At 38.6% G+C, this 16,160-nt stretch carries 16 protein-coding genes; 10 read left to right on the top strand and 6 right to left on the bottom strand.

The features are described from left to right. Positions 1-17: 17 nt before the first annotated feature. From OPF91_RS01190 to OPF91_RS01170, 5 genes are all read left to right on the top strand, one after another. A complete protein-coding gene (locus OPF91_RS01190; protein WP_264986844.1) occupies positions 18-368 on the top strand; it encodes a hypothetical protein in 351 nt (116 codons plus the stop codon). A 69-nt stretch (positions 369-437) separates the two neighbouring features. Beyond that, a complete protein-coding gene (locus OPF91_RS01185) occupies positions 438-2,126 on the top strand; it encodes a DUF6138 family protein (protein ID WP_264986843.1) in 1,689 nt (562 codons plus the stop codon). A 309-nt stretch (positions 2,127-2,435) separates the two neighbouring features. Further along, the gene (locus tag OPF91_RS01180; RefSeq protein ID WP_264986842.1) at positions 2,436-2,576 is read left to right on the top strand and encodes an RAxF-45 family protein; all 141 of its coding nucleotides are present in this window, start codon (positions 2,436-2,438) and stop codon (positions 2,574-2,576) included. A gap of 103 nt (positions 2,577-2,679) precedes the next feature. After that, positions 2,680-4,476, top strand: coding sequence for a ribosomal protection-like ABC-F family protein (gene abc-f / locus OPF91_RS01175; protein WP_264986841.1), 1,797 nt, complete (start codon positions 2,680-2,682; stop codon positions 4,474-4,476). 93 nt (positions 4,477-4,569) lie between these two features. Continuing rightward, positions 4,570-5,274: a hypothetical protein gene (locus OPF91_RS01170; protein WP_264986840.1), complete on the top strand. Its 705-nt coding sequence runs from the start codon at positions 4,570-4,572 to the stop codon at positions 5,272-5,274. Positions 5,275-5,305: 31 nt separating this feature from the next. Here the strand turns inward: OPF91_RS01170 and OPF91_RS01165 are convergent, their stop codons facing one another. After that, entirely contained in the window at positions 5,306-5,686 is a 381-nt protein-coding gene (locus OPF91_RS01165) for a hypothetical protein (protein ID WP_264986839.1), read from the bottom strand. Between the two features lie 174 nt (positions 5,687-5,860). Between OPF91_RS01165 and OPF91_RS01160 the strand changes: the two genes are divergently transcribed. Both OPF91_RS01160 and floT read left to right on the top strand, forming a co-directional pair. Then, positions 5,861-6,391 carry an NfeD family membrane protein gene (locus OPF91_RS01160; protein ID WP_264986838.1) on the top strand — a complete coding sequence of 177 codons (531 nt, stop codon included), beginning with the start codon at positions 5,861-5,863 and terminating at the stop codon, positions 6,389-6,391. Between the two features lie 15 nt (positions 6,392-6,406). Then, positions 6,407-7,930, top strand: coding sequence for a flotillin lipid rafts scaffold protein FloT (gene floT / locus OPF91_RS01155; protein WP_264986837.1), 1,524 nt, complete (start codon positions 6,407-6,409; stop codon positions 7,928-7,930). Positions 7,931-7,994: 64 nt separating this feature from the next. Here floT and OPF91_RS01150 read toward each other — a convergent pair whose 3' ends face one another. The 4 genes from OPF91_RS01150 to fabI form a co-directional block, all read right to left on the bottom strand. Further along, complete coding sequence (locus OPF91_RS01150; protein WP_264986836.1) at positions 7,995-8,540, bottom strand: GNAT family N-acetyltransferase; 546 nt, start codon at positions 8,538-8,540, stop codon at positions 7,995-7,997. A gap of 14 nt (positions 8,541-8,554) precedes the next feature. After that, positions 8,555-9,379 carry a methyl-accepting chemotaxis protein gene (locus tag OPF91_RS19090; RefSeq protein WP_309297393.1) on the bottom strand — a complete coding sequence of 275 codons (825 nt, stop codon included), beginning with the start codon at positions 9,377-9,379 and terminating at the stop codon, positions 8,555-8,557. A 111-nt stretch (positions 9,380-9,490) separates the two neighbouring features. Continuing rightward, the gene (locus OPF91_RS01140; RefSeq protein WP_264986835.1) at positions 9,491-11,176 is read right to left on the bottom strand and encodes a methyl-accepting chemotaxis protein; all 1,686 of its coding nucleotides are present in this window, start codon (positions 11,174-11,176) and stop codon (positions 9,491-9,493) included. Positions 11,177-11,382: 206 nt separating this feature from the next. Beyond that, a complete protein-coding gene (gene fabI / locus OPF91_RS01135) occupies positions 11,383-12,165 on the bottom strand; it encodes an enoyl-ACP reductase FabI (RefSeq protein WP_264986834.1) in 783 nt (260 codons plus the stop codon). A gap of 359 nt (positions 12,166-12,524) precedes the next feature. Here fabI and OPF91_RS01130 point away from each other — a divergent pair, with 359 nt between their 5' ends. Next, complete coding sequence (locus OPF91_RS01130) at positions 12,525-13,199, top strand: peptidylprolyl isomerase (RefSeq protein ID WP_264986833.1); 675 nt, start codon at positions 12,525-12,527, stop codon at positions 13,197-13,199. A gap of 50 nt (positions 13,200-13,249) precedes the next feature. Here OPF91_RS01130 and OPF91_RS01125 read toward each other — a convergent pair whose 3' ends face one another. Then, positions 13,250-13,498 carry a ferredoxin gene (locus OPF91_RS01125; protein ID WP_264986832.1) on the bottom strand — a complete coding sequence of 83 codons (249 nt, stop codon included), beginning with the start codon at positions 13,496-13,498 and terminating at the stop codon, positions 13,250-13,252. A 108-nt stretch (positions 13,499-13,606) separates the two neighbouring features. On the opposite strand from OPF91_RS01125, the gene OPF91_RS01120 reads away from it, so the two are divergent. After that, positions 13,607-14,626, top strand: a complete 1,020-nt coding sequence (locus tag OPF91_RS01120) for a YpbB family protein (RefSeq protein ID WP_264986831.1) — start codon at positions 13,607-13,609, stop codon at positions 14,624-14,626. Then, complete coding sequence (locus OPF91_RS01115) at positions 14,627-16,078, top strand: RecQ family ATP-dependent DNA helicase (protein WP_264986830.1); 1,452 nt, start codon at positions 14,627-14,629, stop codon at positions 16,076-16,078. Positions 16,079-16,160 lie beyond the last annotated feature (82 nt).

Here is a 16,160-nt window from a genome sequence, read left to right as displayed (position 1 = left end):
AAATTTTGGAGGACATTATGAGTGTATCTATTTACTATACATGTGAACGCAATGAAGCATTGAGTAGCGTAGAAAATAAAAAAATTGCAGCTATTGTTGACGAATATAATACGAATTTTCAATGGCAGGCTATCGCTGAAACATTTTATGTTTATGATCAGCACAATGATCCCCCTATTATTTTTGAAGGTTCCACAAAGCTACCACTAACAGATGATTATGAAGTAACTATACAGTCATTGTTTTATTGGTTGGAGTGTTTAACAGCGATTCGGAATGTAATTGATAACGGTGAATGGCATGTGCATTTAGATGATGTGGATGCTGTTTGGGATGAAGAAAAGGGCTGGAAAATGCCATCCTATTAACTCAGTTGCTTAAGCTTTGAAGGAACTAATTTAGGATAAAACTTGCAAGTTAGTGGGGGTGAATTAAAGTTGTCGCAATATATAGAGCGATTTTTAGCCGATGTTTGGCAACAGCTAGAGCATTTTTATCTACAGGAAAATGACAGAATGAGCACGTTGAACGACTGGAGTCAGCTTCATATAGGCGTGAATCATTATGTGAAGGTAAAATGGACATCAAAAAAATTGGATAAATTACAATGGGGAACGCCTCATTATGGAACGATTTCGATTTATACGTATGAGCCATTTAGCTGGCATGACGATGCGTATAAAGTAGCGGCAGGAGACTACATGCAGGACATAACAGAGCATCAGCATATAGAAGCGTTGTTTTCCGCTTTATGTACCAAAATGGATAGGGTGTTTCAATCTGCCGACTATCATACGAAGCTTTTTGATTATCGCCTTCAAGTTATATTAGAATTTGAGCATGAAGGGCGTGAACTTTACTATCAAAAAGAGCTATTAAATCACAATAAATTGGCATTAGCAAAGCAAACGTTAGCTACTTTTATTGAAACAAAGGTGATGGCTGATTTGCCTGTACGTCCTGCTGAGAAAGATGGTTTTTTCTTTGCTCGTTACTTAGTCAATCCGCATTTTTTTCAGCAGCGAGTAACAGAAATTGAGCCATTGATACAACGGTTATTAGAGAAGTATAGAGGCAATGAGGAGCGCTTCAATCAGTGGATGTATGATTATACGTTGGCATTTAAGGATTGGGCCGAGGAGCATATTTTAGCAGTTTATTTTGAACGAACAGGCGAATATACAACGAAATGGATACTAAATTCAGAGGCTAGACCCAATCAAGAGGAGTTAGAATTCTTCGTCTATATTGCGTTACAAATGGGAGATAAAGAGCCTGACACACGTCAACAATATCTTGCATTTGCACAACAACTAGGCTCACAAGAGGCGATTCATTATTTACAAAATGGTAGTGGTCGTTGTGAGCCTACAAGGAAAAGTGTTCGTTTTCAAGGAAAGGCTAATGATATTTTAAAAAGCATTGCCATCCAAATTAATGTTGAGGAAGAAGAGGCATATCGTGAGGCACTGCAATATATCATCGACCTGTTACAAACGGGCTTTGTCAAAGGGTATCATTTACAACTAAAGAGTCAAGAGGAAAACTATTTATCTGTGAAAGAGCTTGCTCAATCGGAATTACATCAATTTTTTGCGAACTGTCTTACGTATCCGAATCTTTTCCCATTACTTGCGGATTATGCACAGCTCGCAATGGAGGCGTATGCGTGGTATGAGGATGTGGAACCTAGCGAACAATCTGTGATGCCAGGAACATACGCTATTTTTGGCTTAGGGCTTTATAGTGATGCCTATTTTCCACTTGTCCAAACCTATATGTCACTTGTTGATTCAGAGCATCAGCTTGTCCAAAATTACTATGCAGAAGCATTTCTGGATCGACATGGCTTATCAGTGGAAGTATTGCCTGTACTGATTGATATTTTACTCAGTGCAAATGAAGGGGAGCTTGAACCATTAAAAGGTATTTCACTTGATGAACCTGTATTGCTTGCTGAGTTGATACATCATTTGGAAAGTAAAGAGGATTATCAACGTGAATATGTGCTATATCAAATTTTTGGTAGTGTAGAGGAACTGACACAACGCATTGAACAAGAAGTAGAGCCGATGAAAGAAATGTTGGAGAAATTGCTAGGTTGGATGGCAGAATGGAGTTACTAAAAGCCTTTTTACAAAGAGCAATAGGCAACACAGCTATGATGATGCTAGTAAATATGTTATTTCTTTGTGGATAGTAGGGGCAAAGTATTTGGAGTTTTCTATACTTAAGTGCTGTATTGGTTGTTAGTCTATTTTTCTCGTATAGTTTCATAGGTAAGCTATCATTCGTGATGTTTTTTTGCTTTCATACAGTCATATTTGCATTTATATTACGCACACTTCAGGCAGCAAATTGGCTGAAATTTTCTTGGCAATCTGCAATATATATAGTATGATAGTGATAACTATGATGAACGGAGGTGAAAAGGAATGAATCAAAACGCTACGAAAACAGGTGTAAAAGCAGATAAAGCAATGTATTTTGCACGTGTTATTACTTTCGATTTTGCGAACAACGGGAGAGGTCTGTCCATTTTTAAGCAAAATCAAATACAAAACGTAGCGAATTAACCATTCTTTTTCACAAAAAAATGTAAGAAAAAGACTGCTTGTTAATCGAGCAGTCTTTTTTGTGTCTAAAATGTTTTCGCACGTTTCATTGGAGGAAAAAACGATGCAAATAAAAGCAGAACAAGTACAAAAAATGATTGGTGGTCATTTATTATTTGAAGGATTGTATATGGAGGTCAATGCAGGGGAACATGTGGCGATTGTTGGCGTCAATGGTAGTGGGAAAACAACATTGCTTCGCTTATTAGCAGGTATGGATACGCCAGATCAGGGACGTATTATTAAAAGTAAGGATGCTACAATCGGTTACTTACATCAAATTCCGCAATATCCGAATCATACAGTAAAAGCTGTGTTGGAGGAGGCGTTTGCAGCTATCTATGCTTTAAAGGCAAAGATGTCCAAGTTGGAAGAGCAAATGCAGGTTGATGTGACAGAAACAGTGTTACAGCAATATGGTCATGTGCAAGAGCAATTTATGCAGCAAGGTGGCTATGAAGTAGAGGCACAATTAATGATGATTGCCAATGGCTTAGGCATTACTAGTTTATTGGAGCAACGCTTTGATTGTCTGAGTGGTGGAGAAAAAACAAAAGTCATGCTGGGGCAAATATTGCTGAAAAATCCTTCTATTTTATTATTAGATGAACCGACGAACCATTTAGATATGCAAGCAATCGAATGGCTAGAGCAATATGTGCGCCAATTTACAGGTATTGTGATTGTTGTATCACATGATCGACAATTTATGAATCAAACAGCGCATAAAATCATCGAAATTGAGGATGGAGAAGCGTGCACATATCATGGTCATTATGATGCCTTTGTGGCACAAAAAGAGGCTAAAATTGAGCAGCAGTTTGCCCAATATGAGGAGCAACAAAAGAAAATTAAGAAAATGCAGGAAACGATTAAACGCTTAAAGCAGTGGGCGAATGAATCCAATCCACCGAATGCAGGTTTACACAGACGAGCAAAAAGTATGGAAAAGGCACTGGCACGTATTGAGCGTGTGAAAAAGCCGCTTCATAAAAAGAAAATGAATTTGGCATTAACGATGGCGGAGCGTAGTGGTAAGGAGGTTGTGCAAATGATGGATGTTAGTCATGCCTTTGAGAAACCATTATTGAAAAATAGTGATTTAGCTGTTTACTTTGGAGAGCGTTTAGCTGTTGTAGGTGATAATGGTAGTGGTAAATCCACGCTGTTAAAGATGGTATTAGGCGAAGTGCAACCAAATGAAGGTGTTTGTCGAGTTGGTAGTAATGTGAAAATTGGCTATTTATCACAGCAATTTGAACATCAAAATCCAGCGATGCGCTTAATTGATGCGTTCCGAGAAACGGTTGCTGTATCAGAGGCGGAGGCACGCCATATTTTAGCACAATTTTTATTTTACGGCTATGATGTGTTTAAAAAGGTGAAGGATTTAAGCGGGGGTGAGCAAATGCGCTTACGTCTAGCACAGCTTATGTATGAAGATATTAATTTACTCATTTTAGATGAGCCGACAAACCATTTAGATATTGAGGCAAGAGAAGTGCTAGAGGAGACACTTGAATCATTTGAAGGTACAATTATTGGTGTATCACATGACCGCTATTTCCTACAGAAAATTTTTACGAAAGTGGCATGGATTGAACAGCAACATCTTCATGTTTTTGAAGGGGATTATGAATGGGCACGGAATAAACGCCTAGTCTCTAGTCATATCACAACAGTCAAAGAAAAGGTGAAAAAAAGTGCTACAGCAAAAAAAGAATTATCACTTGAAGAACAGATTGCCAAAATGGAGCTGAAATTACAGGAATCAACCCTTGCAAAAGAACAACGATATACATTAGAGCAGCAGTTAGAGAGTCTATATGAAAAGTGGCTTGCTGTAGACGAAAGTAATTAAAATCTATTAAATAAATGATTTTTACTTGAAAAAATAGCATATTCGATTTATTGTCTTAAAAGAAACGTGTGAAATGAAATTGGGGGGCAGGACATGCAAGGAATTTATATACGTTATTATATTTCAGAAGAAGATACGGCTATGAAACAAGCAAATGCTTTTGCCTATGTTCAACGAAATAATTCACTCTCAAAAGAAGAATTAAAGAGACATGCAGTGCGCTATATTAAAAGTTTGAAAGAGAATGCAGATGAGCATTTAATGGAGCAACATAATGGTGAAATTGAACACTTTAATCAACGCTATGTCACATCCTTAAAATTAAAAGAGGGTGTCGATGTTCAATTGGCCAATCTTGAAGAAATTTGTTTGTTATTACAACTGTTAAATGTATTAAATTTATCGCATAATTTTGCAGAAAATGCAGCGAAGCTACTTCATCAAATTGCACCGTATACAAAAGAGCTAGAACATTCGACGATCCAAACAACAAGGGTAGAACGTCGTTTTTATGCAGAGCTAATGGAGCAGATTGAGGTCGTGTATACGCAAATCATACGTCAACATAACCCTTCCACAACGGAAATGCAGCATGTCGAACAGCTGTGGGCGACTGTGTGTAAGCAAGCCATTGAGAAGGTGGAGGTACGTGTTGAACGACTATCGGTTTTAAAATCAAAGCATGAAAATAATTTAATGGAATTTAATGAGCGTAAACAACAAAATATTGAGGCAAGAGAACGGCTAAACCATGCAAGAAATGAATTGGATGTTATTTTAGACGCATTGGAATCGTAAAGAAAAGCATGTCTGTGACAAGACATGCTTTTTACTTTGCCGTATTTTCTTTCGTGTTTTGTTGCTTTGTTTTGCGATGCACACGCAAAATATCTACTGCTAGAAGGAGTACAATTAAGTAAAATAGAGGGCTAGTAAATGATAAGCCGATTTGTGAGCGACCACCAAATAGTGTTAGTCCAATCCATAAGCCTACTGTATATATCGATAAGGCAAGATAGGATTTAGTCGAAAAATTTTGATACACCGTATGATCCAGCGCAATTTGTAAAATAACAAGTACGACTAATAACAGCAAAATTATTTTTTGTGAAAGTATTTCAGCGATTGCTGTATGTGGAAAGAAATCATTGACAAACAGTAAGGTGAACAATGTTAAAATACAAAAATTTAAAATGTGTGAGCGTTTCATAAAAATCTCCTCTAATCATCAATAGGTCTCCATTCTATTGTAACATGGTTTTCCTTAGAAAGAACGAAGGATTGTACTTTCATAGAATAGTAACTTTTCCAAATGCGAAAATTTATGAAACTTTTTGTTAATTCCACCGTATATAAGGTAATACGATGAAAAGGGGTGAACAATGTGACGTTTTTTGGCTATACGCTAGAGCAATTATTTTTAGTAACATTAATTATCGCAGGTCTTGCAACCATTCTATTGATGTTTTTTGGTGATGTAGTAGAAGGGATTGGTGAAGGATTACCTATCTTCAATCCCAGCGTGATTTTATCCTTTATCACACTGATGTCAGCAGCAGGTTTTATTTTAGAAAAACTTTCACTGTTCTCTAGTGGCTGGAATATTGCAGTGGCTGCGATGATTGGGGCTATATTAAGTGCATTGTTTTACTTATTTGTTCTTGTACCATTGCGTTCAGCCGATGTATCGCTAGCCTATACAGAGGAGTCCCTTGGTGGGCAACTTGGAAAAGTCATTGTACCTATTCCACAGGACGGCTTTGGTGAGGTTGTTATTGAAACAGCAAGTGGCATGATTGCCAAACGAGCAACAGGCTTTGATAATGAGGCGATTGATTATGATGTAACGGTACTCATTGTGGAAGTGAAAGAAGGTACACTCTTTGTGAAATCGTATGATAAAAAATTTATTTAAAGGGGAGAGTAATGGATGAGTATTGAAATTTTGATTGTCATTGGTATTGTGGCATTTGTTTTATTGGCACTTGTAGCATTATATGTGACGAAGTATCGCACAGCGGGTCCTGATGAGGCTTTAATTGTAACAGGTAGCTATTTAGGTTCTAAAAATGTACATAAAGATGAATCAGGAAATCGCATTAAAATTATTCGTGGTGGTGGTGCGTTCATCTACCCAATTTTCCAGCAAGCACGTCCACTAAGCTTGCTATCTAGTAAATTAGATGTGACAACACCAGAAGTCTATACAGAGCAAGGTGTTCCTGTTATGGCAGATGGTACAGCCATTATTAAAATTGGTGGTTCTATTTCTGAAATTGCGACAGCCGCAGAACAATTTTTAGGTAAGCAAAAAGAAGAGCGTGAAAACGAAGCACGTGAAGTATTAGAAGGGCATCTACGCTCGATTTTAGGCTCCATGACAGTAGAAGAAATTTATAAAAATCGTGATAAATTCTCACAAGAAGTACAACGTGTCGCTTCTCAAGATTTAGCGAAGATGGGGTTAACCATCGTATCGTTTACAATTAAAGATGTTCGTGATAAAAATGGTTATTTAGAGTCTCTTGGGAAACCACGTATTGCGCAAGTGAAGCGTGATGCGGATATTGCGACAGCCGATGCAGAAAAAGAAACACGTATTAAGCGTGCTGAAGCAACAAAAGATGCACAAAAGGCAGAGTTAGAGCGAGCGACAGAAATTGCAGAGGCAGAAAAAGAAAATCAATTAAAAGTGGCAGAATTCCGCCGTGAACAAGATATTGCAAAAGCACGAGCAGACCAAGCCTATGAGCTAGAGGCAGCGCGAGCGAAGCAAGATGTAACAGAGCAGGAAATGCAAATTCGCATTATCGAGCGCCAAAAGCAAATTGAGTTAGAGGAAAAAGAAATTTTACGTCGTGAAAAGCAATATGATTCAGAGGTAAAGAAAAAGGCAGACGCAGACCGTTATGCGATGGAGCAAAATGCAGCGGCAGAAAAAATGCGTGAATTGGCACAGGCGGATGCGGAGAAATATCGTATCGAGGCATTAGCGAAGGCAGAAGCCGAAAAAATTCGTTTGGATGGTTTAGCGAAGGCAGATGCAGAGCGTGCTAAAGGGGAGACAGAAGCTGAAATTATTCGCTTACGTGGTCTTGCCGAAGCCGAAGCGAAACGTAAAATTGCCGAAGCCTTCGAATATTATGGGCAAGCAGCCGTACTGGATATGGTTGTACGTATGATGCCAGAATATGCGAAAGAGCTAGCAAGCCCACTTGGTAATATCGATAAAATTACAGTGGTGGATACTGGTGGCGGAGAAGGTGGCAGTGGGGCAAATAAAGTAACAGCCTATGCAACGAATTTAATGTCTACATTGCAGGAATCTTTAAAGGAAACATCAGGTATTGATGTCAAGGCATTGATTGAAAGCTATGCAGGGAAGCATACATTGCGCCCGGAGCTAGAGCAAATTGCCGCACACTTAGAAAAGCCACAAACGCCTGCTGAATAATCAATAAAACGGGCTATTTCCTAATTGGAAAGCCCGTTTTTTGGTGATTGATAGCATTTGGCTATTATTCCAATGTTGTCCATTCTTCTTCCAATAGACCATACACCACATGATCTACATAATGGTCATACAACCATTCAGCTGCTCGGATGGTTCCTTCCTGTGTAAAGCCAAGTCGCTCTGGGATTGCACGGCTTGGTGCATTGCCTGTTGCCGCACGAATTTCGACTTTGTGTAATTGTAAATCTTTGAAGGCGTAGTGTAGTAAGGCTTGTACTGTCTTGGTCATAATACCTCGCCCTTGTGCATCTTCACTTAACCAATAGCCGATTGTCGCAATTTTATTGTGATAGTTAATGCTATTAAAGCCTGCAATACCGACAATTTGCTGATGAGAAAGAATGACGAGCGATAAACTACTTTTAGCTGTGTGACCTTGTAAGCAACCTTGAATATAAGTAATGGTATCTTCGGTTTTTTGGGTCATATCAAGCCAAGGTAACCATTGGCGTAAATAAGGGCGAGAGGCATCTGTTAAAGTAAAAACAGCCTCTGCATCTTCCAAGGAGATGGCACGCAAGGATAAAGTATCATCGATCGTTATTTGCATAGTTTATCACACCTTTATTTTAATGTGCTTTCCATAAATATTTTCATTTCACTACTTAAAACATTTAAGTCTTCAATAATGCTACTAAAATCTTGCACAAGTTGAGACTGTTCACTTGTTGCATCGTTAATTTGGCCAATATTTTGCTTAAGGTGCTCTAAGTTACGATTAATGTTATGAAGTGATGTTTCAATATTTTCAGTGGCATTCGACGTTTCAAAGGATAATTTGCGAACTTCCTGTGCGACAATATTAAAGCCAGCACCATGCTGACCTGCACGAGCCGCTTCAATAGAGGCATTTAAACCAAGTAAGTTCGTTTGACGTGAAATGCTTTTAATTAAATCTGTAATACCGTTTGTTTTTTGAGAGTCCTCTAGAGCGTGCTGTGCCTGTTTATTAATTTCCTCACTTGTCGCAGCTAATTCTTCTGAATGTGAAGCAATTGTATGTACGCGGTCTTGTAAGCCAAATAAAATACCGTCCATCTGATGCATATAACTTTCCAATTTTAGCATATTGTCAATGGGTAAGCCGAAAGCTAGAGCGCCTACTACTTTACCATTTTCACGAATAGGGAAAGAAAAGGCATTGATGGCTACTCCATATACATCTTCTGGAATAATCACATCTGCGTTTTGTCCATTAAAGGCAATAAAAACATTTTGATCATTTGGATTAATTGGATCGCCGTCTGTATAGCCTGAGTCGACTCGTTTTCCCGCCAAATATTTCACAACGACTTTGCGTTCCTTATCTACAACAGCAACAATCGCTTCTTCTTTCAGTGCCAAGTGGAAATAAGGAGCGGATGCTGATAAAGCTTCAATAATACTCATGAAAATTCCTCCAATTTTACGATATAATTTACTGTAGCATATTCTACGTCTATTAAGCTATGGCTTTACAAAAATAAGACCCCACAGTTTTCTTCTGTAGAGTCTTATTTTTTATGAAATTTTAAAGGTTTCGATGGACTGTTGTAGTTGTTCGGCTAAATTTGCTAATGTGTCAGATGTAGATGCAATTTCTTCCATCATCGCTGCTTGTTGCTCAGAAGCGGCAGAGGTTTCTTGTGTTGCTTCTACTGTTTCAGCAGTAATTTGATTGATGGATGATAGAGCCATTGTAATTTGTGTGCTAAGCTGTTGCATTGCTTCGATTGCATCTGTCACTTGTGTAATTTTATCGCCCTCTGATGTAATGGACTGGCTAATTTCATGGAAAGAAGTACCTAATTCATAAGCTGTTTTTAAACCAGTATTTACTTTTGTTGTACCTTCATCTATATAGGCAACAGCACGTTCTACTTCATCTTGAATTTCTTGAACGGTTTGAACAATTTGTTGTCCTGATTGACTTGATTGCTCCGCTAGCTTGCGTACCTCATCTGCTACAACGGCAAAGCCTTTGCCATGTTCACCTGCACGAGCCGCCTCAATGGCTGCATTCAATGCGAGTAAATTGGTTTGGTCAGCGATGGATGTAATCATTTGAATAATTTCTTCAATTTTTTTCGATTGCTCTGCTAGCTTTTGGACAGACGCCGCAGTATCGTTATTTGTTTGGACGATTTCTTCCATTTGCTTTGTGACAGTATTCACTGATTTTTCACCAATAGCTGCTCGTTCTTCAGATTGTTTGGATAATTTCAGCATCTGATGGCTGTTCGTTGCAATTTGGTTAGCACTGTCATTCATTTGCTCGATAAATGTTGTAATTTGTGTCATTTGATCAAACTGTTGTTCAGCTCCTTCAGCTGTTTGGAGGGCGACTTGTGCCATTTGCTGTACGACTAAAGCGCTTTGTTGTGAGCTAGCTGTTAATTGCTCTGAGGATGCGGCTACTTGTTGACTTGCATCTGTTGTAGAATGGACAAGCTTTGTTAAACTTGTTTTCATATCAGTAAGTCCACGCACAAGCATGGCAATTTCATCTTTTGTTTTGATGGTGATTGTTTTGTTACTTAAATCGCCTTGTGCCACTAAATTCAAATCATCCACAACAATTTGAATATGCTTGGACAAATAGCGGCTAAAGAAGATGGCAATTAAAATGGTGATAATAATGTCTATAATGCCACCAATGATGAACAGATTCACATTCGTTGTATAGCTTTTCCGATTTTCTTTAATTAAATCATTTGCCATAGCTTCATTTAATGTAGCTAACTCCATTTGAGCTTTTGTCGCTTCTTGGAAAAGGGGTCCACCGATTTTAACACCTTCATAGGCAGCGACATAATCATTTTTTTGTATTAATTCTGTATTGAGGCGTACACGCTTTTCAAAAAGTCCCCATTTTTCTTTGAAAATTTCAAATTGTTGTTGCACATTGGACTTCATGTTATAGCTAGCATAACGTTCAATAATGGTATTAATATCGTCTAAATTTTGTAATGCTTTTGTCGTTGGCTCTGTGCTTTCATTTAAAATAGCAGATAGCATATTAACACGTGTATTTTCAGTAAGCTGGCTTAATTTGACTAAATCAGTCGTCGGAACAAGGCCGTCCTCATAAATAGCTACTGTTTTACTTTGGTTCGTATATAAACCGTAAAGCGCATAAAGACTTAGTGATAGAAATATACCGATAATGATAAAGAAGGATAATAATAACTTTCCTTTGAGTTTCATAAACCCACATCCTTTTGTATATGTATTAGGTTTTCTTAGCAAGCGTTTGAAAGAAAGAACTGTGATGCTTTGTATGACTGTACCATGATTTTTATATAGAATCTATAGGTTCTGAATTTTATAATAGATACATTAAAAATAGTAGAAATTTCTTGTATAACTAAAGAAAGAATGTAAGCTTTGTGAGGTGCTTACATTCTTTCAATTTAACCCATAATATTGTAGCCAGCGTCAATATAAATGGTTTCGCCTGTGACACCGCGTGATAGATGGGATAGCATAACAATCGTCATATCAGCTACTTCATCTTGCTGCACATTGCGCTTTAATGGTGCTGTTTCTTCGATTTTGTGTAAAATCTGGTTGAAGGAAGGAACACCTTTCGCTGCTAGTGTGCGGATTGCGCCAGCAGAAATAGCATTTACACGAATATTATCCTTACCAATATCTGCTGCTAGATAGCGCATGGAAGCTTCTAATGCTGCCTTGGCTACACCCATTACATTATAGCCATCTAACACACGTTCAGCGCCTAAGTAACTCATTGTGACAATAGAGCCGCCCTCTGTCATATAAGGATGTGCTGCTTTCGCTGTTGAAATAAGTGAATAAGCACTTGTATCTTGTGCAAAAGCATAGCCATCACGTGTTGTTTCTAAAAAGCGATTGTGTAAATCTTCTGCATTAGCGAAAGCGACTGAATGGACAATACCATGAATAACGCCAACTTTTGCACCAATTTCATCAAATGCCGCTTTCGTGCTGTCGTCGCTGTTGACATCACATTGCACAACAAAGGCATCACTATGTCCAATGTTTTCTAATTGTTTTTGTAGCTTTTTAAGTGATCGTTCTTGGCGATAAGTGAAGATGACATTTGCACCTACATCAAATAAACGTTTTGCAATGCCCCAAGCAATACTGCGGTCATTGGCTACACCCATTACGACAATATTTTTATCTTTTAATTGTAATAGATTATCCATCATACGATTAAAACCCCTTTATAAAGTGATATCTGTTATTAGTACCAACTACTAAAAATAGTAACACATAATGATTGATGTTGCAATCAAAACATGGTTGAGAATGTTGGAGTTGGAGTGATAGAATGACAGGGGGCTGTATAGGTGTGGTATTATTGATAAATGCTATACCCTCTCTAACTTTTTTAGTAGCTGGCACAATCTGCTACTTTTTGTCTATATGTATCAGTGTGATAGCGTTGATAAGAAAAGAGAAAAGTGTAGTCAAGTATGTATTTTGTCTGTTTTTATGGCCTGTTATTCCTTTTGTCTTGCATATATGGATAGGCTTGATGTAATGAAATAAATAAAGGAGGATTTATATGTTTACACGCAATAAAGGGTTACTAATGATGGGAGTTTTGCTGCTATTTACGTTGTTATTGGCAGGTTGCGGGACAGCGAAAGAGCAGGAGCAGCCAAAGAATGAAACAGCTCAAGAAACAGAGGCGCAAGTAGATTATGCGAAAGAGGTTAAGGAAAAGCCAATTGTTACAATGACAATGAGTAACGATGAGAAAATCGTCATTGAGCTTGATCCTGCTGTTGCGCCGAATACTGTAGCCAATTTTATTGATTTAGTGAAGAAAGGTTTTTATGATGGACTAATTTTCCATCGTGTCATTCCTGATTTCATGATTCAAGGTGGCGATCCTTTAGGGAATGGTACAGGAGGTCCTGATTATGCCATTAAAGGTGAATTTTCAACTAATGGTGTCGAAAATAATTTGAAGCATGAACGTGGTGTCATTTCGATGGCTCGTTCAGGTAATCCTAATTCTGCAGGCTCACAATTTTTCATTATGGTAGCAGATGCCCCACATTTGGATGGAGATTATGCGGCATTTGGGAAAGTTATTGAAGGAATGGATGTTGCGGATAAAATTGTAGCAGTGGAACGAGATGCGACAGAAAAACCGTTAGAAGACCAGCAAATCAAAAAAGTAGAAGTGGATACGAAAGGTTTTGACTATCCAGCGCCAACAGTTATTAAATAAAATAAAGAAAGAGCTGCTTGAGAAATATTTCTCTAACAGCTCTTTTGTCATTATTCATATTTTAATGCGTCACCATCAAAGGATTCATCCGCTACTTTGATAGAATCTGTTGGACAGCCCTCAAAAGCATCTTGCATATCCTCTAGTAGATCCTCTGGCACTTCAATTGTCCCCATGTTATCATCTAAAATAACGAAGGCAATCCCTTCATCATCATAATCATAAATGTCTGGTGCTGCGGCTCCGCATGCGCCACAAGCGATGCATGTATCTTTATCAACGATTGTGTATTTAGCCATTATCTATTCTCTCCTTTTACTATGTTCCTATAAAGCTCCATACTCATTCTAAAGATATTTATCTGACATTTCAACACAAATACAACGAAAATGGAGGAATTTGCACCTATGTTCCATCAAATTCTTTTGCAAATTTTTCAGAAATTGAATCATGAACGCACGATTTCAGCCGCTTATCATATACTGAGAGGCAAGCGCTCGGGGCAGACTATTCAAGATATTGGTCTCTTTCAATTGCATCCTTATTTCGGGCTATTGCCAAAGCTACCGAGGGAGGTATTTGATGAGACGGTTGCCTTGTTTCAACAATATAGCTGGTTAGAAGTGCAAGCGTCAGGTCATTATAGCTGTACAAAAGTAGGTTTACAGCGTGCGGCACAAACACCTGAATTTTTATTGGCTGGCTGGTATTATCGTGGCAATGAACATTTATTTTTTGGCAGATTGTCATTAATTATTCAAAGTTTATCCTATCATCAGACAAATACTCGCTCCTTTACACCGATTAGTAAGGATATACATATTCAAGCATGGGTAAGACAATTTTTGCTAGAGCATCATTATCAACAGGGGCATTTACAAAAGCAACTATGGGCGGAATGTGAGCAGGCATTGAAGGAATTACCTGTATGTGAGGAAAATAAGCAATTGATGGTGTATCGATTGAGTGGCCATCAACTGCCTGGTTGGACATGGCAACAATTGGCGATGGAGCGTAAGGAAACGGTGCTTGATTGCCAGTTAGCCTTTATTGAATTATTACATGTATGGCTAAATAGTATCCATGGATATCCATTGCTACAGCAAATAGCAGAAGGTGTGAGAGTGCAGGCATTGCTAACAGATTCTGCACAACAAACGGCTTTTCTATATGAACAAGGCTATTCCATCGACCAAATCGCACAAATTAGAAAGCTCAAGCAAAGTACGATTGAGGATCATATTGTCGAAATGGCGATGTATGAACCGAACTTTTCTATCGGCTCATTCGTCACATACGGGGAGGCAGCAAAAGTATGGCAAGCATCGAAACAATACCAAACGAAAAAATTGAAAATATTGTATGAGGTAATAGGAGATATGAGCTATTTTCAGTTAAAATTAGTACTTGCAAAGGGGGAGGTTTAGGTGGAACTTGAGCAATTGCTTGTAAAGCATTTTGGCTACACATCTTTTCGACCAGGGCAACGGGAGATTATAGAAGCCATTTTGGAAGGGCAAGACGTGCTTGCTTTATTGCCAACAGGTATGGGGAAATCTTTGTGCTACCAACTGACGGGATATGTGCTGCAAAAGCCTGTATTAGTAATTTCACCCCTTCTTGCCTTAATGCAGGATCAGGTGGAAGAGTTAAAACGTTTTGGCGAAAAAAGAGTGGTCGCACTGAATTCATTTTTAACAGCACATGAAAAGCGTTATACACTGCATTTTTTAGAGCAATATCGCTTTATTTTTACATCACCTGAGATGTTGCTACAGCAGCAGGTACAGGATAAATTAGCACAAATGGAGCTAGGTCTGATTGTTGTAGATGAAGCACATTGTATTTCACAGTGGGGCTTTGATTTTCGCCCAGACTATTTGCGTATTGGGCAATGGTTGTCAATGGAAAAGCGTCCACCTGTCCTAGCCTTATCTGCAACGGCAACAGAGAAGGTCATGCATGATATATGTCAAACACTGTCACTCAATAGGCCATTTGAATTTATTTACAGTGTGGATAGACCGAATATTCGATTAGGACGCATGATGTTTAGTGAGAAAGCAGAGAAAGCAGAGAAAGCACAATGGGCACTGCAACATATGACAACCTCGACAGGTCCAGGTATTTTATATGTAGCCTCACGTAAACGGGCAGAACAGTATAGTCAAGCCTTACTACAGGCAGGTGTACATACAGCAGCATATCATGCAGGGTATGGTGCTGAGGATCGTCAATTTATACAACAGCAGTTTTTAGACGGAGAGCTCGATTGGATTGTAGCTACAAATGCCTTTGGAATGGGTATTAATAAACCTGATATACGACAGGTCATTCATGAGACAATGCCTGCAAATGTAGCGAACTATATGCAAGAAATTGGTAGGGCAGGGCGAGATGGTCAGCCAGCACTTGCGATTTTATTGTATGCGGATGGAGACGAGGAGCTTGCGAAATTTGTCGCTACCAACGATTTGCCCACAGCGCACCATGTCGAACGTTATCAGCAACTGCAACAGCAGCAGCTCTTACCTTCACAAATGTTGAAAAATGGGGAGATTGGAGAGACAGCTTTTCGTGTATTGGATTATTGGCTACAGCAGGAAAGTGTCGAACAAGTAGTCCAACGCTTAAATGAGTTAGTAGTGGAAAAATATCGCGCCGTTGATGAAATGCAAAAAATTATCACAACGAAAGCCTGTATCCGTACACAGTTACTGCATTATTTTGGGCAACACTTGAAGAAGCAACCTGTACAGTGTTGCGAAATTTGTGGAATTCAGTATGAGGATGTCCAACAAGAGAGGCGGAAGCAAGTAAAGGATATCGCTATGATGTCGTGGCAACAACGTTTACAGCAATTGTTACTAGGAACATAGCTGTCGATTGCGGTCATTTACTTTTTTCGCAATATTCGTCATAATAGAATCATAGAAAGCGTAGTAAGGTTGGAGGTAAATC

Origin of the sequence: Lysinibacillus piscis (assembly GCF_026012395.1) — a bacterium.
Taxonomy (GTDB): Bacteria; Bacillota; Bacilli; order Bacillales_A; family Planococcaceae; genus Lysinibacillus; species Lysinibacillus piscis.
This window is presented reverse-complemented; position numbering and strand designations above follow the sequence as displayed.